A 19,183-nucleotide genomic window follows, 5' to 3' on the forward strand; every position below is an offset into this window, starting at 1 on the left:
CGCGGTCAGGCCAGTTCGAGGACGCGCACCCCGTACGGGGCCAGCGTCACGTCCCGCACCGGGTCCCCGCCGGACAGCTCACGCAGCTCGCCGTCCGCCGACGGACGCACGGTCAGTTCCTCGTCCGACTGGCTCACCAGCCACACGAAGCGTGCGCCGTCCTCGCGGACCAGGGTGTCGGCGGCGACGTGCGGAGTGTCCACCGTCACCGGTCGCGCCGCTCCGGCCAGTTCGGCGAGCGCCGCGTACAGCCGGTGGGTCTGCTCCGGGTTGGCACGTGCCGTACGGGCGGCCATGTGCTCCAGCGGGTAGGTGGCCAGGACCGTCCGCCCCGCGCCCGTCTCGTACCGCAGCAGCGCCGGACGGCCGTGCGCGTCGGTGGCGACCACCCGCGCCCCGTCCGGGACGACCGGCAGATAGGCCCGGCTGTCCTCGTTGCCCGCGACCGGGAAGGTCAGCACCTCACCCGCCGCGATCGTGCCGAAGTCCTCGGTGAAGGTCATCTCCAGCACGTCGTCCTCGATCGGCTCCGCGACCCCGTACGACAGCTGGAGCTCCACCCCGAACAGCCCGTCCAGGTCGTGGAACCAGGGGCCGCGGGTCGTCGGGTACTCGCCCGAGCAGAACGACAGGTAGACGGTGGCACCCTCCCGCGCCCGGCGCTCCAGGTCGCGGCGGGTACGGGTGGTCAGCTGCCGGGTCGACGGCAGCAGATACAGCGAGGCGTCCTCCGGCAGCCCGTCCGCCTCGCGGGCGAACGCCACCGGCAGGTCCGCGCCGCGCGAGGCCACGTACCCCTGGTGCAGCGAGGTGAAGATCAGCGGGCGGTCGGCCGGCCTGCTGTACGGGTAGCCCCGCTCCAGGAAGGCCGGCACCACGAGCGCCGCGTCCGCGTCGGAGCGACGGCAGCGCGCGAAGTCGACCTGCTCCAGCACCTTCGCGAAGGAGGCCAGTTCGCGCAGCGGCTCCTTCGGGCGCCCGGAGCTGTCGGTGATGCCGAAGTGCATCTCGAAGGGGTGGTGGTCGTACGGCGACTGCTCCCACAGGTCGTCGTAGTCCGTGTTGTTCCACGCCATCCAGCCGGTCGCCCCGCCCAGCAGCGAGTTGTGCAGGGTCTGGCGGTAGTAGATCCCGGCGTTCGCCGCCGACACCGTGTCCGTGGAGAGCCCGAACTCCTCCAGGACGACGGGCTGCCCGGTGACGGAGGCCAGCTCGCACTCGAACGCGGCCCGGTAGTGCTGGCGCGGCCGGTCGGTGTCGGAGCGGTAGACGTGCGGGCCGACGAAGTCGACGTACTCGGCGGTCTCCCGCAGCGAGAAGCCGTTGTCCCGGCCGGTCACCTCGATGCCCCAGGCGCCGTCGCCCAGAGACACCGGCTGGGTGCCGCCCGCCGCGCGCACCGCGTCGCACATGAACTGCGCCCAGGCCGTGACCACGTCGCTCGACGGGGGGTCCACCTGGTAGATCCGCCCGTAGCCGGGCATCTCGTTGGTGATCAGCCAGCCGGTGACGGCCGGGTGGTCCTTGAAGCGGCGGGTCATCTGGGAGACGAACCACGCCTGCCGGCCGACCAGCCACACGTCCTCGTACAGGTCGCGGTCACCACGCCAGACCGGGTCCCAGTTCTCGCCCGACATGTGACCGACGATGAAGGTGGGGACCGTGCCCATGCCCAGCTCCCGGTGGGCGTCGAGGAAGTCCCGGAACCGGTCGCAGAGCTCCTCGTCGATCCTCCCCGGCTCCGGGTGGAAGTCCGGCCAGTAGAAGAACGACCGGGTCATGTTCAGACCGTGCTCCCGGAGCACCGCCAGCTCCTCCCGCACCGTCTTCGGCTCGTAGTTCCGCCACATCAGCGGACCACCGGTGCGGGACCAGAAGTTGGTCCCGAGCCACGGGAGTACGGCGGAGTCGTGGGTGAGCTGGGCGCTGTGGCGTCGCATGGTGTTTCCGGGTTCCTCTTCGTGGTGCGGGGGTGTGCTGCGTGGTACGGGTGGATCAGGGCGGTGGGCAGGGCACGGGGCCGGTGGACTCCCGTACGACGAGCCGGGGGCGTCCGTCGAGCGCGGGCGGGGGAACGTCCTCCCCGCACCCGGCGAGCAGGACGCGGGCGGCTGCCGCACCGACCTGCTGCACCTGCTGGTCGACGGTGGTGAGCCGGGGGTGGAGCCAGCGGCCGAGCGGCAGGTTGTCGTAACCGACCACCGACAGGTCGTCCGGCACCCGCAGCCCGGCGCGCTGCGCGGTGCCGATACCGCACACCGCCATCGAGTCGTTGGGGAAGACGAGCGCGGTCGGCCGGTCCGGCAGGGCGAGCAGCTCCTCGGTGACCTCGACGGCCGCCCGCTCGGTGAAGTCGCTGTGCCGTACGGCCACGGGGACGAGCCCCGCCCCGGCCAGCGCGTCCTCGAACGCGCTCAGCCGCAGCCGGGTGTGCAGCAGTTCCGCCGGGCCCGCCACATAGGCGATGCGCCGGTGGCCGAGCTCCAGCAGATGGGCCACGGCTTCGCGGACACCGGCGTCCTGCCGGCCGAGCCCCACCCGGGGCACGGGGGACGTGGTGTCCGGCGCGCCCAGCAGGACGGCCGGCAGTCCCAGGCTGCGCAGCAACTCCGGGCGCGGGTCGTCGGCTCGGGCGTCGGTCAGCACCGCCCCGTCTATCCGGCCCTCGGCGGCCAGCCGCTCGTACAGAGCGCCCTCCTGGTCCATGCCGGCGACCAGGTGGAGCAGCAGACCGTAACCACGCGGGGCGAGTTCGCCCTCCAGACCGGTGATCAGCTCGCTGAAGTGCGGGTCGGAGCCCAGCACATCGGTGGGCCGCCTGACGACCAGCGCGATCGTACGGGTACGGGCCCGCCGCAGCGCAGTCGCGGAGGCGCTCGGCGACCAGCCGAGTTCCGCCGCCGCGTCCAGCACCCGGCGGCGCGTGGCCTCCGAGATCCGGCCCGTGCCGTTGACGGCCTGGGACACAGCCGCCGTGGACACCCCTGCCGCCGCTGCCACGGCCTTGATGGTGGGGCGTACGGTCCCACGTGCTTCCTGAGACTGGGTCACATTTTCACCGCTCCGCTGACGAGGGCCTGCTGCATCCGCTTCTGGAGCACGGTGTAGACCACCCAGACCGGGACCAGGGTCAGCACCGTGCCCGCCGTAAGGATGCCGTAGTCCGTACCGGTCAGGGACTTCAGCGTGGGCAGCGCGACCTGCACGGTCCGCAGGTCGGGGTCCGGGCCGACGATGACGAGGGAGTAGAGGTACTCGTTCCAGAACGTCAGGAAGTTCAGCAGCAGGATCGTCGCTATCCCGGGCATGCACATCGGGGTGTAGACGTGCCGCAGCACCGCGAAGGTGGACGCGCCGTCCATCCGAGCGGCCTCCTCCATCTCCCGGGGGATCGTCCGCATGAACTGGACCAGGATCACGACGGAGAGCGGCATCGCCGTCGCCGGCAGGAACAGCACCATGAACGCCCGGGTGTGGAACAGCCCGGTCGCTGCGGCGAGAAGGAAGGTGGGGAAGAGCGCGGCGAACGTCGGGACCAGGAAGCCCAGCGAGAACACCCGCTCGACGAAGGCGCCCATCCGGCCCTCGGCGCGGGCGATCGCGAAGGCCGCCGGTATCGCCAGCACCAGCGTCAGGAGCAGCGCCAGCGCCGTCACCAGTATCGAGTTGACGATCGCCGGCCCGAGGTGCGCCGAGGAGAACGACTCGGTGAAGTTGTGCGTGGAGAGCGAGGTGGGCAGGGAGAACGGGCTCCCGAAGATCTGGTCGTTCGTCTTGAAGGCGGAGACCAGCAGGTAGTACAGCGGGACGACCAGCAGCGCCATGTACAGCCAGGCGAGGATGTGCGCCGGCAGCCAGGACCTTCCGAATTTCATGGAACCGTTCCGATCAGTAGTTCTGGCGGAAGACGCGGCGGATGGTGAGCAGGCCGGCCAGGCCGACGAGGAAGAGCACCACACCCACGGTCTGGCTGTAGCCGAGGTCGGCCGCGATGAAGGCCTTCTGGTAGACGAGGAAGGAGAGCGTCGTCGACGAGCTCCCCGGGCCGCCCTGGGTCAGCAGCAGTACGTTCTGCGCCGAGCCGAACAGCGTCCACAGGAACTGCAGCATCGTCGTCACACCCACGAAGTCCCGGATGACGGGGAAGTGGATGCGCCACATCGTCCGCCAGTGCCCGGCCCCGTCGAGCTGCGCGGCCTCACCGATCTCGTCCGGAACGCTCCCGAGCCGGGCCGCGAACAGCACCGCGGTGAAACCGATACCGCTCCACACGTCCATGACGATCAGGCAGGCGAGCGCGGTGGACGGCGAGGCCAGCCAGGCGTCGGTCAGCGATCCCAGACCCACCTTGTCCAGGGCGCCGTTGAGGAGCCCGTCCGGGGAGAGGACCGCGTAGAACACCATGGCCTTGGCGGGGGTGGAGATGAGCCCGGGGACGAAGAGCAGATAGCGCAGGACCCGGTGGCCCGGCGGCTTCTGCGCGACGTAGTAGCCGAGCATGTAGGCCCCGGTGATCATCAGTGGCACGGCCACCGCGAGCTGTACCGCGGTGTTGCGCACCGCGTCCCAGAAGACCGGGTCGCCGAAGACCGCGCTGATGTTGGAGGTACCGGCGAAGGAGACCGGCTGGAGCATGCCGGGCCAGCGCAGCAGGGCGATCACGAAGATGGCGACCAGCGGGCCGACCATGAAGATCAGGTACCAGGCCAGCGCGGGCAGGGCGAGGACAGTCCCGCCCTGGGTGCGGCGCCTGGTGGTGGCGGCCGCGCCCGACTTGTCGTGGCCGGGCAGCGGGGGACGGGCCGGCCCACGGACCGAGGCGCCGCCCTGGGCGGACGAGAGCATCGTCATTGAAGTACTCGCTAAGGCTCGGGCGCGCGGATCAGGCCGTGCGGTAGGCGGATTCCAGGGCGGAGCGCACGGCTGCCGCGCTCTTCCCCCGGGTGAAGGCGGTGCTGGTCGCGGTGATCAGCGGCTGGGTCGCGGTCGGCGGTACGAACAGGTCGGGGAGCAGCACCTGGCCGACCGTGTCGCCGAGCCGCTGGGCGTCGGCCACCAGCGGGAAGTCCTTGCTGACGGTGTCGGTCACCAGCGCCATGTCACGACCGCTCTCGGTGATGAAGCGGGACACGATCTCCGGCCGGTACATGAAGCGGATGAACTTCTCCACCTGCTCCAGCTTCCGGACCCCGTTCGGGCTGATCCAGAAGGCGACCAGGGTGTACGACCGCAGGATGGTCGGCTTCCCGTGGGCCGCTCCCGGTGCGAGCGGCCAGCCACCGACCTCGGTGTGCCCGGCGGTCTTCGCCGGGACCTTGGCCAGCGCGGAGGACATCGCCGACTGCACGGCCGCACGCTCGGTGTTGTACTGGGTGGTCATGATGTCGGAGGTCAGGCCCTGCGCCTTGTCGGCGAAGACCCCGGCGTCCCGCAGCGCCACGAAGTAGTCGATGCCCTCGCGGGCTCCCCGGCTGCCGCTGAAGTCGCCGGTCGTGTAGACCTGCCGTGCCTCGTCCTGGGTGAGGAAGGTCTGGATGATCTGGGCCAGCAGCTTCTGCCCGGTCCAGTCGTTCCCTCCGACGGTGACCGGCGCGATGCCCTTGGCCCGCAGCTTCCGCGCCGCCCCGATCAGCTGGTCGCCGGTTGTGGGGACGGAGCCGACGCCGGCCCGCTCCAGCAGGTGCGTGTTGAAGGCGACCGGCCAGTTGGTGGCGAAGTAGGGGAAGGCGCGGAGCCTGCCCTTGTCGTCGGTCCACTCCTTCAGCGCCTGGGGCAGGACGCGGTCCCTCAGCCCCCAGTCGTCGAGATAGCCCTTGACGTCGACGGTGGCGCCGACATCGGTCCAGGCCAGCGTCTTGTCGTAGAGGTTGACCATGACCACGTCCGGCTCCTTACGGGCCAGTCGCGAGGTCTCGTACACCTGCGGCAGGTCGTCGCCGTTGACCAGGTTCTTCACCCGGAGGCCCGGGTGCTCCTTCTCGAACTGCTTCACGGCCGCCGTGTACGTCGGCGAGCCGGGCGCGGTGGTGCCGAGCTGGGTGTGGACGACGAGCGTGCCGGGGTCCGAATCGGCCGAGGCAAGGGTGGAGCAGCCGGATATTGCGGGCAGCGCGGTCGCGGCGGCCAGGCCGGAACCAGCAGCAAGGAAACCGCGCCGACTCAGGGGAGAGCGCACAGCGGGATGTCTCCAACCAGGACGTTAACCAGGGTGGTTAATCGATGTACCAGTGGGCTGCGAGAAACCTAGGCACGCATCGAGGATCGGTCAACCCCCGGTTGCACATGCTGGAAAAACCGACATGTGGGGCATTTGGGGTACTCAAGGGTGGGGTGGCCGCTTAGGGCGAGGTGGGCGTGCCCGGCGGCGGGTGGAGGGGCTGATCGAGGATCCGGGAAGCGCTGCTCCGAACGGAGTGCGAGGGGTGGCCGGATGGTGACGGATGCCGGGTGCAAAATCTCAGCCATGATCCGCCTCGTCTGTTAGCTTCATGCGGCTCGTGTCTCATCTGGGAGCCGAGTGGCAACAGGGGAGGGGCATTTGAGCAGGTCCGGAGTTACGGGAAGACGCAGACGGATGGTGGTCGCCGGCTGTGTGGGGGCATTGCTGGCAACGGCTTCCGGGACGGCCTACGCGGCGGAGAACTTGCCGCCGGACCGGCCGCTGGTCCAGAACCTGCAGACGGAGAGCAACCCCTGCGCGACCGGCGAGGCGACACCGTACGTCGCAAGGACGCCCAGGCTCAGCGCCAAGCTGTTCGACCCGGAGGAGGACAACCAGCCGTCCGAGTCCAGTCCCGTCAAGGCTCAGTTCGAAGCGTGGTGGACGGACGCGGCAGGCGTGGAGCAGCGTCGCTCCTACACCTCCGCGACCCTGTACTCGGGGGCGAACTTCTACTGGACGCCGCCCGCCGGCATCCCCTCGGACACGGTCGTCTCCTGGCATGTTCGTGCCGACGACGGTGAAGCGGTTTCCGCGTGGAGCGACGAGGGTGACGGCGCGGTGTGCTCGTTCGTCGTCGACGAGGTGAGCCCGGAAAAGGCGACGGTCAGGTCCACCGAATACCCCGAGGACGTGCTCTGGGTCGACGGTGTGGGTGTCTACGGTCACTTCACCATGGACTCGCCGTCCGACGACGTGGTGTCGTACGCGTACAACTTCATCGGCGGGCCCTACGGCACAGCAGACGCCGAAGGCCCGGACGGCGCGGCGACCGTCACATACCTGCCGCTCAGGTCGGGCCCCAACACCCTGACGGTCCGTTCGATCGACCGGGCCGGGCGGAGCAGCCAGTCGTCGAGCTACGACTTCTTCGTGAAGTCCGGGCGGGATCCGGTCGCCCACTGGAAACTGGATGATCGGGCAGGTTCCCGGTCCGCCTCCGCCGAGGCGGGTGCTGCCGCCAGGGCGGGGACCGGCGTGGCGTTCGACGGTCCGGCGCCCTCGGGCACCGCTCTTTCCGCCACCGCCGGATTCGATGGCAGCGGCCACGGATTCCTCACGCCGGGCGGCCCGGCGGTCGACATCCGGAAGTCCTTCGCGGTCAGTGCCTGGGTGCGTCCCGCCGAGACCGGCCGGACCATGACGGCCGCAGGCCAGGACGCGGACGGCAAGCCCGGCTTCACCCTGGGGCTGCGCACCCGGGGCGGCAACCCCGCATGGTCGTTCGCGACAGGTGGCGAGCGGGTGTCCGGCGGAGCGCCGGAGACGAGTGAGTGGGCTCATCTGCTGGGCCTGTACGACGCGGAGACGGGTCTCGCACACCTGTATGTGAACGGCCGCGAGGTCGGGATCCCGGTCGAGGTGACTCCCGCCGAGGCGGCCGGAGCCTTCCAGATCGGACGCGCCCGCGGTGCCTCCGGTTACCGCGACCGGTGGCACGGACAGATCGGTGACGTAAAGGTCTACGACCGGGTCGTCGTACCGGACGAGGTTGCCGAAACGGGCCGCCGGAAGCCGACGTTGCTCGGCCACTGGTCGATGAGCAGCACCGCCGACGGTGAAACCCCCGAGCAGTCCGGCGGTGCCCCACTGCGTCTGGGTGCCGGAGCTTCGATCCACCGGGGTTCCGATAGCAGTTGCATACCGGACCTCGACCCCGACTGCCCCTATGTGGCGCCCCCGCTCGTCGGGGAGGGCCATCTCGGCCTGGACGGCGAGACCGGGTACGCCGTCTCGGAGGGGCCCGTCGTGGACACAGGCGACAGCTTCACCCTGGGCGTCGTCGTACGACTCGCGGACGCCGAGCCCGCCCACGCGATGACCGTTCTCTCCCAGGCCGGGGAACACACCGATGCCTTCAAGGTGCGGTACGAGCCGTCAACGCACACCTGGCAGTTGGTGATGCCGGAGAGGGACGAGGTGGGGGCACCCGAGAGAGTCGTGTCCCATATCAGGAGTGCCGATGGCGGGCAGGGGCAGGGGCGCAGGCTTGCTGTCGTCTACGACGACGGGAGTGACACGATCAAGCTCTTCCTCGACGGATACACCAACGCCGACGCGACCGCGCAACTCCCGAACGGCTGGCACAGTACGGGGGCCCTCCAGATCGGCCGGGCCAAGGCCGGTGAGGGCTGGGGCGAGTACCTGCACGGCGACGTGGACGAGGTGCAGGCCTACGCCGGCGCACTGCGGGACGACGACGTGAACGGCCTGGGCTGGGACACGGACCCCTGCCTCTGCTGACCGGCCTGGGTAAGGGGATCAGCGGCACCCCGGACCGGGGAGTCAGTAACACCCTTACAGGGCAAAGGGGTTGAAGGTGCGGGTGGCAGCGGTCCGACGCTGTCACCCGCACATCGGTCGTGGGTCAGGACCGGATTGTCCCCCAGCGCATGGTTCGCCGAGGTTCCCGTCAACTGCCGCCTCGGACGCCTCACGTGCCCCGTGGGCGCCGGCTGTCGGGGCGCTCGGCACTGCGGCAGAGGCCCCGGTCAGGAGTCGAGTACGGCCGCGACCGCTTCGATCTCCACCAGCTGGTCGTGGTAGCCGAGGACCGTGACCCCCAGCAGGGTGCTGGGCACGTCGTGGTCGCCGAAGCCGGCTCGTACCACGTCCCAGGCGGTCACCAGGTCGGCCTGGCGGGTGGAGGCGACGAGCACCCGGGTGCTGATGACGTCCTCCAGGTCCGCTCCCGCGTCGGCCAGGGCGGTGCGCAGGTTCTCCAGGGCCTTGGCCGCCTGGCCGGCGTAGTCGCCGACCGCCACCGTCGCACCGTCCTCGTCGAGCGGGCAGGACCCGGCGAGGAAGATCAACCGGGCCTCGGCGGGGGCGGTCGCGGCGTAGGCGTAGTCGGCGACGTCGGACAGGGTGGCGGAGCGGATGAGGGTGACCGCGCGGCGGGTCATGGTTCACGTCCTTCGGGGTGCGGGCGGCGGGGTGCCTCCGAATCCTCACAGGGGCCGTTCGCCGTCGCCTCCGATTTACGGTCCGCCTCGTCAGCATGTGCCCCGGTCGGACGCTTCCGTGAACGGGCGATGGCGGTGGATCGGTTTCCGCTTCACGGGGCTCGAACATCGTTACGCTGCATCGCAGTTGCCGAGTGTTCGCGGAGTCATGAGAAGTCGCGGAGGTCGCTGTGGGGGAGCCGGCGTTCGGGGTCCTGGGGCCGCTGCGGGTGAAGACGGACGGAGCGGCCGTACGGATCGGAGGGGCCAAGCCCCGTGCCGTACTGGCGACGCTGCTGCTCCAGCCGAACGGCTTCGTCTCGGTCGACCTGCTGACGGAGGTGCTCTGGCCCGGGGGCGCGCCACGCTCCGCCGTCGCCAACGTACGGACCCATGTGCGCACCCTGCGCCAACTGCTGCCTCCGGCCGCGGTCGCCGCCCTGCGTACCGAGCCCGGCGGGTACGCGCTGGACGTCGCACCGGGCGAACTGGACGCGTTGCTCTTCGAGCAGCGGCTCGCGGTGGCCCGTGCCGCGCGCGACCGCGGTGAGGACTCCGGGGCCCTGCGCGGCTACGAGGCGGCTCTCGGGCTGTGGCGCGGTGGGGTGCTCCAGGACGTGCGGTCCAGCGTGGTGTGGGATCCGGCCGTCGCGCGCATCGAGGAGCTGCGGTCCCTGGCGGCCGACGAGTGCCTGGAGGTCCGGCTCCGGCTGGGCGACTACGCCCACCTGGTCTCCGGGCTGCGATCCCGGCTCGCCGAGAGCCCGTTGCGGGAGGACCTGTGGCGGATGCTGGTGCACGCGCTGCGGGACGCGGGCCGGGTCGCGGAGGCGCGGTCGGCGTACGCGGAGGCGGAGAGGGTGATAGCCGCCGAGCTCGGGGTGGAGCCGAGCGCGCCCCTGCGGGCCATCGGCGCCGAGGTCAACGGGTATGCCGCCCGCCGGCGGTCCGCGACCCCCGCTCCGGTCTGTCAACTACCGATGGACATACCGGACTTCACGGGTCGTGCGGTCGAGGTCGCGGACCTGGAGGCGCTGCTGTCCACCGCCGGAAGGCACCCCGTGGTCGCCGCCGTGTCCGGGGCGCCGGGTTCCGGGAAGTCGACCCTGGCGGTGCATGTCGCCCACCGGGTGCGTACGGCGTTCCCCGACGGGCAGCTCTTCGCCGACCTCGCCGGAACGAGCGAATGCCCGCGTGAACCGGCCGAGGTGCTGGCCGAGTTGCTGCGCGGCCTCGGTGTCATCGACAGTGTGATACCCGGCGAACTCGGAGAACGGGCCGCGATGTTCCGCTCCCGACTCGCCCAGCGTCGCTGCCTGATCGTGCTGGACGACGCGGTGGGTGCCGCCCAGGTGAGCCCGCTGCTGCCGGGTACCGGCGGCTCGGCGGTGCTGGTCACCTCGCGGCGCCGGATGCCCGGACTGCCCGCGCACGCCTGCCCGTTGGGGCTGATGCGGTACGACGACGCCCGTGCGCTGTTCGGGGCGATCGTCGGCGCGGAACGGCTGCTCCGGGAGGGAGCGGATGCCGACCGGGTCCTCACCGAGTGCGGATCGCTTCCGCTGGCCGTACGGATCGCCGCCGCCCGGCTGGTCAACCGGCCTGGATGGAGCGTCTCCACCCTGGCGGACTCGCTGCGCGACGAACGCGGGCGGCTCGGGGCGGTCCGCTCCGGTGAGCTGGAGGTACGCGCGGGCGCCGAACTCAGCTACCGCCATCTCCCGGAGGCCGCGGCCCTCGCCTTCCGGACCTTCGGCGACCTGCCGGACGAGGCCGTCCCCGGCTGGCTCGTCGCCGTGGCCACGGGCAGCGGCGAGCAGGCGGGCGAGGAGTCCGTCGGAGGGCTGGAGACCCTGCTCGACGAGCATCTGGTGGAGGTGACGGGCAGGGACGACCTCGGCCTGAACCGTTACCGGATGCACGACCTGCTGCGGTCCTACGCCCGCGAACTCGCCCTGACCGACCACCAGGAGACCCGTATGCGGCGCCGCCTGGTGGTCATCGACGCGCTGACCGCTCTGGCCCGTGCCGCCAACGCGGCGATGCCCACCCGCTTCCTGGGCGTGCTGGGCGGCGAGCCCGCCGCCTGTGACGGCGAGAGGCCACCGACCGCGGTGGCCGCCCTGGTGCGGGAGCGGCCCGTGGACTGGTTCGAGAGCGAGCACCGGAACCTGGTCGCCGCCGTCGACGCGGCGGTACGGCTGGGCAGGACCGACCGGGCCGCGGCCCTCGCGATCGAGCTGGCGGGCTTCTTCGACATGCGCGGCTACTACGGGGACTGGCTGCGCACCCACCGGCTCGTCCTCGACGCCATGCCGTCCCACGACGGAGCCGGGGCGGCCGCCCTGCTGCGCAACCTCGGGCAGCTCCACCTCTACCAGGACCGCTACGAGGACGCGCTCACCTCCTTCGACCGGTCCCGCGCGCTCTTCGCGGAGCTCGGCCACCGGACGGGGGTGGCGGTCGCCGCGGTGGGGGCCGGTTCGGTCCACCGGGTGGTGGGTGAACTGGATTCCGCGCTGCGGATGTTCACCATGGCCCTGCGGCACTTCGCGGCCACCGGCGACCCGCACGGCGAGGCGGTGGCACGGAACGCGATCGCCTCCGTGTGGCTGGAGCGGGAGGACCCGGAGGCCGCGGCCGGCTGGTTACGCGGAGCCCTGGAACTGTCCCTGGTCGTCGGTGACCGGCACCGGGAGGCGCAGGTACGGCGCAGGGTCGCCGTGCTGCACGAACTGCGGGGCGAGCCGCAGGCGGCGCGCGGTGAACTGGAGCACGCGCTCGGCATCTTCGACGAGCTCGCCGATCTGCACTGCGCGGCGTACGTGCAGCAGAGCATCGCCGAACTGTGCCTGCGGCAGGGCGAGTCCGGCGAGGCGTCGGCGCTGCTGGTGGGCGCGCTGGCGGTGCAGCAGCAGCTCGGGGACCGCCGGGCGGAGGCGCGGGTGGCCGGCCTGCTGGGGGAGCTCCACGACGCGACGGGGCGTACGCAGACGGCCCGGCACTACTTCCACCGCTCGCTGGCGACCTGGCGGCGGCTCGACGTACCCGATGAAGCGGGGCTGATGGACGCGAAGCTACGCGCGTTGCGATGAGCCCGTGCGAGACACGGGCGCGGGTGCGACCGCCGTCGCACCCGCACCCTGCTCAGGAGAGCCCCGGTCCGGTGGCGGACCGGGTGTGGGTCAGCATCTGTTGTTGCTCTTCTGGGTGCGCTTGGTGAAGTCGCTCCACGTCACTCCCTGGACGACGGCGACGACGACCGAACCGTTGAGCTTCTGCTCGTAGTGCAGGTGGGGGGAGAGGTCGTAGAGGGCGGAGGTGGCGCCGACCTTGCCGATCAGCTGACCCACGTTCACCGTGTCACCGGCCTGCACCTCGCGGGTCTGGAGGTGGGCGTACCGGGTCTGCCAGCCGCCTCCGTGGCCGATGACTATCGTGTTTCCGTAGCCCGCCCCCGTCGAGTAGTAGGACTCCAGGACGGTGCCGCCCGCGCTGGCGAACACCCGGCGGCCCAGGTCGTCCGGGGTGCCGTTGGCGTCGTAGTGGTTCCAGTCGATCGAGTGGGCGGGGCTGTGACCGTCCCAGTTGCTGCCGGTCCACACCTGGTCGCAGTCGAACGGCATCTTGAAGGCCGGCCTCGCGGCCACGGCGGCCTCGGAAGCGCCCACGACCGGCGCGGCGACCGCGACCGGGCCGATGACCATGGCGGCGGCGCTCACGCTCAGGGTGGTCAGGGCACGGCGGACATTGCTGTGCATGGTTCTCCCCTTGTCGTCGGATGACGCGTCGTCGGGTGACGCGGCGATTCAAGGGGCCGGGCATACAGGGCGGATACATTTCCGCCCCTCGCACGGAACTGCGAGGGGCGGAAGCCCGAGGGGCGGGAGAGTGAGGAGAGCTGGGCGAGAGGGACAGGTCCCGGAGCGCTACGCACGGCTCCGCAGGGCGAACCACAGCTCCGTCCGCACGTCCATGTCGTCCAGGTCCATGTCGAGCAGCGCCGCACACCGGGCGATGCGCTGGCGGACCGTGTTGCGGTGGACCTGGAGGGCGACGGCGGTACGGTCCCAGCTGCCGTGGAGGCCCAGCCAGCAGCGCAGGGTCTCCGCCAAGGGCCCGCCGAGCGGGGCGAGCAGGGCGCGGGCGTGCGCCGCGGCCTGGTCGGGCGGGACGAGCGCGGCGAGACCTCCGAGGCCGGGGCGGTAAGCGCTCACCGGGGCCCGGGTCGCCACGGCGTGGCCGAGGGCGCGGGCCGCCTGCGCGTCGGCGTCGGGCAGGGCCCCGGCCGGCGACGGTTCCGACACGCCGACGGTCCAGCCCGGCTGCGGCGGAACCGTGCGGCGGCCGGGGAGCAGGACCCGTACGGTCTCCCGGTCCGCGTCGGACAGGGCCGAGCCCAGTGCCGCTCCCAGCGCCCCGGCGTTCAGCGGGTCGGCCGGCGCGCCGTCGGTACGCCGTGCGTGCACCACCGTCCAGGAGTCCCCGTCGCCCAGCAGCGGGGCGACCTCCCGTGGTGCCGCGCCCAGCAGCAGCCGTACGAGCGCCGCCGAGCGGCCCGCCGCGTCGGCGCCCTGGTGCGGTGCGGTGAGGAGGGAGAGCAGCACCACGGCGATCCCGGCGACGGTGTGGTCCCCCGCGTCGCGCCGGGGAGTCGCCAGAGCGAGGGCCAGTCCCTGCCCGCCGCCCAGGGCGTACGCGAAGAGGTGGACGCCGTCCCGGGACTCGGCGGCCGAGGACGGGCTGGGCTTCCGGCCGGGCGTCCCGGCTGCCGGGGCGGCGGGGACCACCACCCGAGCCAGCCTGGCCAGGGCCGTCTGTACATCGGGTGCGGTGCGGTCGCCCGCCGCGTGGAGCACCCCGCCGTCCGCGGTGAGCAGTGCGACCCGCCCCTCCAACTGCACGGCGAGCTGCCGCAGCACCGCCGGCACCGGGTCCGGGCGCGCCGCCGCCGTCGCCAGCGCCTGCTGGGCCCGGGTCACCCGGCGCAGCTCGCGGTGCCGGGCCTCTGCCATCAGCCGCCACACCGCGCGGGCGATCGCCGTGAACCGGGTCTCCGGCGGCACCTCGACGAGTGGCAGCCCGTGCCGTTCGCACGCCTCCACCAAGGACTCCGGCACGGTGTCGTACACCGGGGTCACCCCGAAGCCCAGCGCGGAGGCGCCCGCCTCGACCAGCCTGGCCACATAGGTGTCCGCGTCGCTGAGCTGGACCCCGGCGGTCAGCAGCAGCTCCCCGCCGAGGAGATAGGGGTAGGGGTCGGCCATCTCGGAGGTGTGGACCCAGAGCAGATCCGCCTGCTCCGGGCCCGCGAGCAGGCGCAGCCCGAGCTCCTCCCTGCCCAGCAGTTCGGTCAGGGCGATCGGCGGGGTGGGAGGCCCGGCAGGGGAATCGGGCATGGATGATCCATCCATTCATCGGGGTGAGGATGGAGAAAACGTACACTTCAGCGTCGGCTTCCGGCCACCTACCGTCTTCATGACCACCCCCGACCCCTGAGCGGAAACGAGACGGAGGAAAGCCCATGGCTGTCGACTACGCGGTGATCGTGGTCTACCTGGCTGGCATGCTCGCCATGGGCTGGTGGGGCATGCGCCGCGCCAAGTCCAAGAGCGAGTTCCTGGTCGCCGGGCGGCGGCTCGGCCCCTGGATGTACTCCGGCACCATGGCCGCGATCGTCCTCGGCGGTGCCTCGACGATCGGCGGCGTGGGCCTCGGCTACCAGTACGGGCTCTCCGGCGCCTGGATGGTCTTCACCATCGGCCTCGGACTGCTCGCGCTGTCCGTCTTCTTCTCCGCGCGCATCGCGCGGCTGAAGGTCTACACCGTCTCCGAGATGCTCGACCTGCGCTACGGCGGCAGGGCCGGAGTCATCTCGGGCGTCGTCATGTGGGCGTACACCCTGATGCTCGCGGTCACCTCGACCATCGCCTACGCCACCATCTTCGACGTCCTGTTCGACGTGAACCGGACCGTCGCGATCATCCTGGGCGGTGCGATCGTCGTCGCGTACTCGACGCTCGGCGGCATGTGGTCGATCACGATCACCGACATGGTGCAGTTCGTCGTCAAGACGATCGGCGTCCTGCTCCTCCTCCTGCCGATCGCCGTGGTCAAGGCCGGCGGCTTCAGCGAGATGAAGGCGAAGCTGCCCACCGAGTACTTCGACCCGCTGGGCATCGGCGGCGAGACGATCTTCACCTACGTCCTGATCTACACCTTCGGCATGCTGATCGGGCAGGACATCTGGCAGCGCGTGTTCACCGCCCGCAGCGACAGCACGGCCCGCTGGGGCGGCACCGTCGCCGGCACCTACTGCCTGGTCTACGCGATCGCCGGTGCCGTCATCGGGACGGCCGCCAAGGTGATGTACCCGAAGCTGCCCAGCGCGGACGCGGCCTTCGCCACGATCGTCAAGGACGAGCTCCCGGTCGGTGTGCGAGGGCTGGTGCTGGCCGCCGCGCTCGCCGCGGTGATGTCCACCTCCTCCGGCGCGCTGATCGCCTGTGCCACCGTCGCCAACAACGACATCTGGTCGCGGCTGCGGGGTGTCGTCGCGAAGGACGGCCACGGCGAGGCCGAGCGGGACGAGGTCAAGGGCAACCGGGCCTTCATCCTGGTCATGGGCGCCGCCACCATCGTGATCTCCATCGCGCTCAACGACGTCGTCGAGGCGCTGACCGTCGCCTACAACCTGCTGGTCGGCTGCCTGCTGGTGCCGATCCTCGGCGGGCTGCTCTGGCGCCGCGGCACGGCCGCCGGAGCCCTGGCCTCCGTGGCCGTCGGCGGTGTCGCCGTCATCGGGCTGATGGCGGGCTACGGGATCCTCGCCAACGAGCCCATCTACTACGGGCTGCTCGCCTCGCTCGCGACGTACGTCGTCGTCTCGCTGGCCACCAGGCCGACCGACCCGGCCGTGCTGAGCGCCTGGCGCGAGCGGCTGGCCGGACGCGTCACCGAGGACCCGGCCACCCCGGACGCGGTCACCGCCTGACCCCGGCACCCGCCGCCTCGTGGCCCCTCGGCCGACCGGGCCACGAGGCGGCCCCTGACAGACTGATCAACGTATGAACGCCCACCCGGCGTGCATGGCAGAACGAAAGGCACCCGCACCCATGAGCAGCAACGAAGCGCCGCGCGGCCCCATCGACTCCTCCCGCGTTCCGCGCTATGCCGGGCCCGCCACGTTCGCCCGGCTGCCCCGCCTCGACGAGGTCGGTACCGCGGACGTCGCCGTCGTCGGCGTGCCTTTCGACACCGGTGTCTCCTACCGTCCCGGTGCCCGCTTCGGCGGCAACGCCATCCGTGAGGCCTCCCGCCTCCTGCGCCCCTACAACCCCGCCCAGGACGCCTCGCCCTTCGCGCTCGCCCAGGTCGCCGACGCCGGTGACATCGCCGCGAACCCCTTCAACATCAACGAGGCCGTCGAGACCGTCGAGGCCGCCGCCGACGACCTCCTGGCCACCGGCGCCCGCATGATGACCCTCGGCGGCGACCACACCATCGCCCTGCCGCTGCTGCGCTCCGTCGCCAAGAAGCACGGTCCCGTCGCCCTGCTCCACTTCGACGCCCACCTGGACACCTGGGACACCTACTTCGGCGCCGAGTACACCCACGGCACCCCCTTCCGCCGCGCCGTCGAGGAAGGCATCCTCGACACCGAGGCGCTGTCCCACGTCGGTACCCGCGGCCCGCTCTACGGCAAGCAGGACCTCACCGACGACGCCAAGATGGGCTTCGGCATCGTCACCTCCGCCGACGTCATGCGTCGCGGCGTCGACGAGATCGCCGACCAGCTCCGTCAGCGGATCGGTGACCGGCCGCTGTACATCTCCATCGACATCGACGTCCTCGACCCGGCGCACGCCCCGGGCACCGGCACCCCCGAGGCCGGCGGCCTCACCTCGCGCGAGCTCCTGGAGATCCTGCGCGGACTCTCCTCCTGCAACCTCGTCTCCGCTGACCTCGTCGAGGTCGCCCCCGCGTACGATCACGCGGAGATCACCTCCGTCGCCGCCTCGCACACCGCGTACGAGCTGACGACGATCATGTCCCGCCAGATCGCGGAAGGCCGCACCAAGTGAGTCACGACCACGACGACCGGCCGCAGCTCACCGCCGCCCAGGCGGAGGCCGCGCTGAACCCTCCGACCGGACGCAACGGCGGCGACCTGGTCGTCGAGACCCTCCAGGGCCTCGGCGCCACCACCGTCTTCGGCCTGCCCGGCCAGCACGCGCTCGGCATGTTCGACGCGCTGCGCCGCTCCTCCCTCTCGTACGTCGGTCTCCGCGTCGAGAACAACGCGGGCTTCGCCGCCGACGCCTACGGCCGGATCACCGGCGAGGTGGCGCCCCTGCTGCTCTCCACCGGCCCCGGCGCGCTCACCTCGCTGGCCGCGCTCCAGGAGGCGGCCGCCGCGTCGGCCCCCGTGCTGGCGATCTCCAGCCAGATCCCCACCGCCGGACTCGGCGGCGGACGCCACGGCTACCTGCACGAGCTGCGTGACCAGAAGGCGTCCTTCCGGGACGTCGTGAAGTCCGTGCACACCGTGCGTACGGCCTCGCAGATCCCCTCCGCGATCGCCGCCGCCTGGGAGTCCGCGCTGACCGCCCCGCACGGGCCGGTCTGGATCGAGATCCCCCAGGACGTGCTGCTCGCCGAGACCACCCTGCCCGTCGTCAGCGCCCTCGACGCCACCCCGCGCGAGGTGTACCCGCGCCCCGAGCTGACCCTCGTCGCCGCGGACCTGCTGTCGAAGGCCGAACGCCCCGCGATCATCGCGGGCGGCGGAGTCGTACGCTCCGACGCCGCCGGGAAGCTGCTGGCCCTCGCGGAGAAGCTCGACGCACCCGTCGTCACCACCTTCGGCGGGAAGGGCGCCTTCCCCTGGGAGCACCCGCTCTCCCTCCAGTCGTGGCTGGAGGACCGCTACACCACGGACTTCCTGGAGTCCGCGGACGTCCTGCTGGTCGTCGGCTCCGGGCTCGGCGAGCTGTCCTCGAACTACCACACCTTCGCCCCGCGCGGCCGGGTGATCCAGATCGAGGCCGACGCCGGGAAGCTGGAGTCCAACCATCCCGCGCTCGGCATCCACTCCGACGCCCGCGAGGCACTCTCCGACCTGCTGGAGACCGTCGAGCGCCGCGAGGACCCGCAGGCCGCCGAGCAGGTCAGCGCCCTGCTGGGCAAGGTCCGCGACCGTATCGCCGCCCAGGACCTCACCCTGGAGCAGCAGGTGCTCGCCTCCGTACGCGAGGCGCTGCCCGACACCTCGCCCAGCTTCTGGGACATGACGATCCTGGCCTACTGGGCCTGGTCCGCCTTCGACGCCCGCCACCCCAACACCATGCACTCGGCACAGGGCGCCGGCGGCCTCGGCTACGGCTTCCCCGCCGCGATCGGGGCGGCCGCGGCCGACCGCACCAAGCCCGTGCTCGCGGTCTCCGGCGACGGCGGCGCCATGTACTCGATCGCCGAGCTCGCCACCGCGCGCCAGTACGACCTGCCGGTGACCTGGCTGATCGTCGACGACGGCGGCTACGGCATCCTGCGCGAGTACATGACGGACGCCTTCGGCGAGGCCACCGCGACCGAGCTGTCCCGCCCGGACTTCGTCGCGCTCGCCGAGTCCTTCGGCGTCCCCGCCGTCCGTACGACCCCGGAGGCCCTGGCCGCCGACCTCGGCAAGGCCCTGGCCTCCCCCGGCCCCTCGGTGGTGGTGCTCCCGGCGCTGCTGCGGATGTTCGAGCCGACGCACCTGTAGGACGACCTGCCCGTGCGGCCGGAACCGGGTCCGGCC

Annotated in this window: 13 protein-coding genes; 5 read left to right on the plus strand and 8 right to left on the minus strand. The window is 71.6% G+C overall.

Features of this window, described 5'->3' with window-relative positions; genetic code table 11:
- Nucleotides 1-5: 5 nt before the first annotated feature.
- Genes ACGFNN_RS01405 through ACGFNN_RS01425 form a run of 5 tightly spaced genes read right to left on the minus strand, consistent with a single transcriptional unit; the run spans nucleotide 6 to nucleotide 6,175 of the window.
- Nucleotides 6-1,940, minus strand: coding sequence for a cellulase family glycosylhydrolase (locus ACGFNN_RS01405; RefSeq protein ID WP_393551789.1), 1,935 nt, complete (start codon nucleotides 1,938-1,940; stop codon nucleotides 6-8).
- 55 nt (nucleotides 1,941-1,995) lie between these two features.
- Entirely contained in the window at nucleotides 1,996-3,000 is a 1,005-nt protein-coding gene (locus ACGFNN_RS01410) for a LacI family DNA-binding transcriptional regulator (protein ID WP_393552878.1), read from the minus strand.
- Between the two features lie 47 nt (nucleotides 3,001-3,047).
- The gene (locus ACGFNN_RS01415) at nucleotides 3,048-3,875 is read right to left on the minus strand and encodes a carbohydrate ABC transporter permease (RefSeq protein WP_393551791.1); all 828 of its coding nucleotides are present in this window, start codon (nucleotides 3,873-3,875) and stop codon (nucleotides 3,048-3,050) included.
- Nucleotides 3,876-3,888: 13 nt separating this feature from the next.
- On the minus strand, nucleotides 3,889-4,851 hold the full coding sequence (locus ACGFNN_RS01420; protein ID WP_393551793.1) for a carbohydrate ABC transporter permease: 963 nt from the start codon (nucleotides 4,849-4,851) through the stop codon (nucleotides 3,889-3,891).
- Between the two features lie 31 nt (nucleotides 4,852-4,882).
- A complete protein-coding gene (locus ACGFNN_RS01425; RefSeq protein ID WP_393551795.1) occupies nucleotides 4,883-6,175 on the minus strand; it encodes an ABC transporter substrate-binding protein in 1,293 nt (430 codons plus the stop codon).
- A gap of 399 nt (nucleotides 6,176-6,574) precedes the next feature.
- On the opposite strand from ACGFNN_RS01425, the gene ACGFNN_RS01430 reads away from it, so the two are divergent.
- The gene (locus ACGFNN_RS01430; protein WP_393551797.1) at nucleotides 6,575-8,683 is read left to right on the plus strand and encodes a LamG domain-containing protein; all 2,109 of its coding nucleotides are present in this window, start codon (nucleotides 6,575-6,577) and stop codon (nucleotides 8,681-8,683) included.
- 248 nt (nucleotides 8,684-8,931) lie between these two features.
- Here the strand turns inward: ACGFNN_RS01430 and ACGFNN_RS01435 are convergent, their stop codons facing one another.
- Complete coding sequence (locus ACGFNN_RS01435; protein WP_393551799.1) at nucleotides 8,932-9,345, minus strand: RidA family protein; 414 nt, start codon at nucleotides 9,343-9,345, stop codon at nucleotides 8,932-8,934.
- Nucleotides 9,346-9,575: 230 nt separating this feature from the next.
- On the opposite strand from ACGFNN_RS01435, the gene ACGFNN_RS01440 reads away from it, so the two are divergent.
- Nucleotides 9,576-12,479, plus strand: coding sequence for a BTAD domain-containing putative transcriptional regulator (locus ACGFNN_RS01440; RefSeq protein ID WP_393551801.1), 2,904 nt, complete (start codon nucleotides 9,576-9,578; stop codon nucleotides 12,477-12,479).
- 90 nt (nucleotides 12,480-12,569) lie between these two features.
- On the opposite strand, the gene ACGFNN_RS01445 is transcribed toward ACGFNN_RS01440, so the two are convergent.
- Together ACGFNN_RS01445 and ACGFNN_RS01450 are read right to left on the minus strand one after the other, a co-directional pair.
- Nucleotides 12,570-13,145: a M23 family metallopeptidase gene (locus ACGFNN_RS01445; protein ID WP_393551803.1), complete on the minus strand. Its 576-nt coding sequence runs from the start codon at nucleotides 13,143-13,145 to the stop codon at nucleotides 12,570-12,572.
- A 168-nt stretch (nucleotides 13,146-13,313) separates the two neighbouring features.
- Complete coding sequence (locus ACGFNN_RS01450; protein ID WP_393551805.1) at nucleotides 13,314-14,783, minus strand: PucR family transcriptional regulator ligand-binding domain-containing protein; 1,470 nt, start codon at nucleotides 14,781-14,783, stop codon at nucleotides 13,314-13,316.
- Between the two features lie 125 nt (nucleotides 14,784-14,908).
- Between ACGFNN_RS01450 and ACGFNN_RS01455 the strand changes: the two genes are divergently transcribed.
- The 3 genes from ACGFNN_RS01455 to ACGFNN_RS01465 all read left to right on the plus strand — a co-directional run bounded on the left by ACGFNN_RS01455 (nucleotide 14,909) and on the right by ACGFNN_RS01465 (nucleotide 19,147).
- Complete coding sequence (locus tag ACGFNN_RS01455; protein WP_393551807.1) at nucleotides 14,909-16,378, plus strand: sodium:solute symporter; 1,470 nt, start codon at nucleotides 14,909-14,911, stop codon at nucleotides 16,376-16,378.
- A 121-nt stretch (nucleotides 16,379-16,499) separates the two neighbouring features.
- Nucleotides 16,500-17,468, plus strand: a complete 969-nt coding sequence (gene speB / locus ACGFNN_RS01460) for an agmatinase (protein WP_362547352.1) — start codon at nucleotides 16,500-16,502, stop codon at nucleotides 17,466-17,468.
- A complete protein-coding gene (locus ACGFNN_RS01465; RefSeq protein ID WP_393551809.1) occupies nucleotides 17,465-19,147 on the plus strand; it encodes a thiamine pyrophosphate-binding protein in 1,683 nt (560 codons plus the stop codon). Before speB ends, ACGFNN_RS01465 begins: the two co-directional genes overlap by 4 nt.
- Nucleotides 19,148-19,183 lie beyond the last annotated feature (36 nt).

Origin of the sequence: Streptomyces sp. NPDC048590 (assembly GCF_043199535.1) — a bacterium.
Lineage (GTDB): Bacteria > Actinomycetota > Actinomycetes > Streptomycetales > Streptomycetaceae > Streptomyces.

Excerpts from the sequence above, each read along its gene's own strand:
- ACGFNN_RS01430 (WP_393551797.1), top strand. The coding sequence starts at position 6,575 with ATGGTGGTCGCCGGCTGTGTGGGGGCATTGCTGGCAACGGCTTCCGGG.
- ACGFNN_RS01435 (WP_393551799.1), bottom strand. The coding sequence starts at position 9,345 with ATGACCCGCCGCGCGGTCACCCTCATCCGCTCCGCCACCCTGTCCGAC.
- ACGFNN_RS01420 (WP_393551793.1), bottom strand. The coding sequence starts at position 4,851 with ATGACGATGCTCTCGTCCGCCCAGGGCGGCGCCTCGGTCCGTGGGCCG.
- ACGFNN_RS01405 (WP_393551789.1), bottom strand. The coding sequence starts at position 1,940 with ATGCGACGCCACAGCGCCCAGCTCACCCACGACTCCGCCGTACTCCCG.
- ACGFNN_RS01445 (WP_393551803.1), bottom strand. The coding sequence starts at position 13,145 with ATGCACAGCAATGTCCGCCGTGCCCTGACCACCCTGAGCGTGAGCGCC.
- speB (WP_362547352.1), top strand. The coding sequence starts at position 16,500 with ATGAGCAGCAACGAAGCGCCGCGCGGCCCCATCGACTCCTCCCGCGTT.
- ACGFNN_RS01450 (WP_393551805.1), bottom strand. The coding sequence starts at position 14,783 with ATGCCCGATTCCCCTGCCGGGCCTCCCACCCCGCCGATCGCCCTGACC.
- ACGFNN_RS01455 (WP_393551807.1), top strand. The coding sequence starts at position 14,909 with ATGGCTGTCGACTACGCGGTGATCGTGGTCTACCTGGCTGGCATGCTC.
- ACGFNN_RS01415 (WP_393551791.1), bottom strand. The coding sequence starts at position 3,875 with ATGAAATTCGGAAGGTCCTGGCTGCCGGCGCACATCCTCGCCTGGCTG.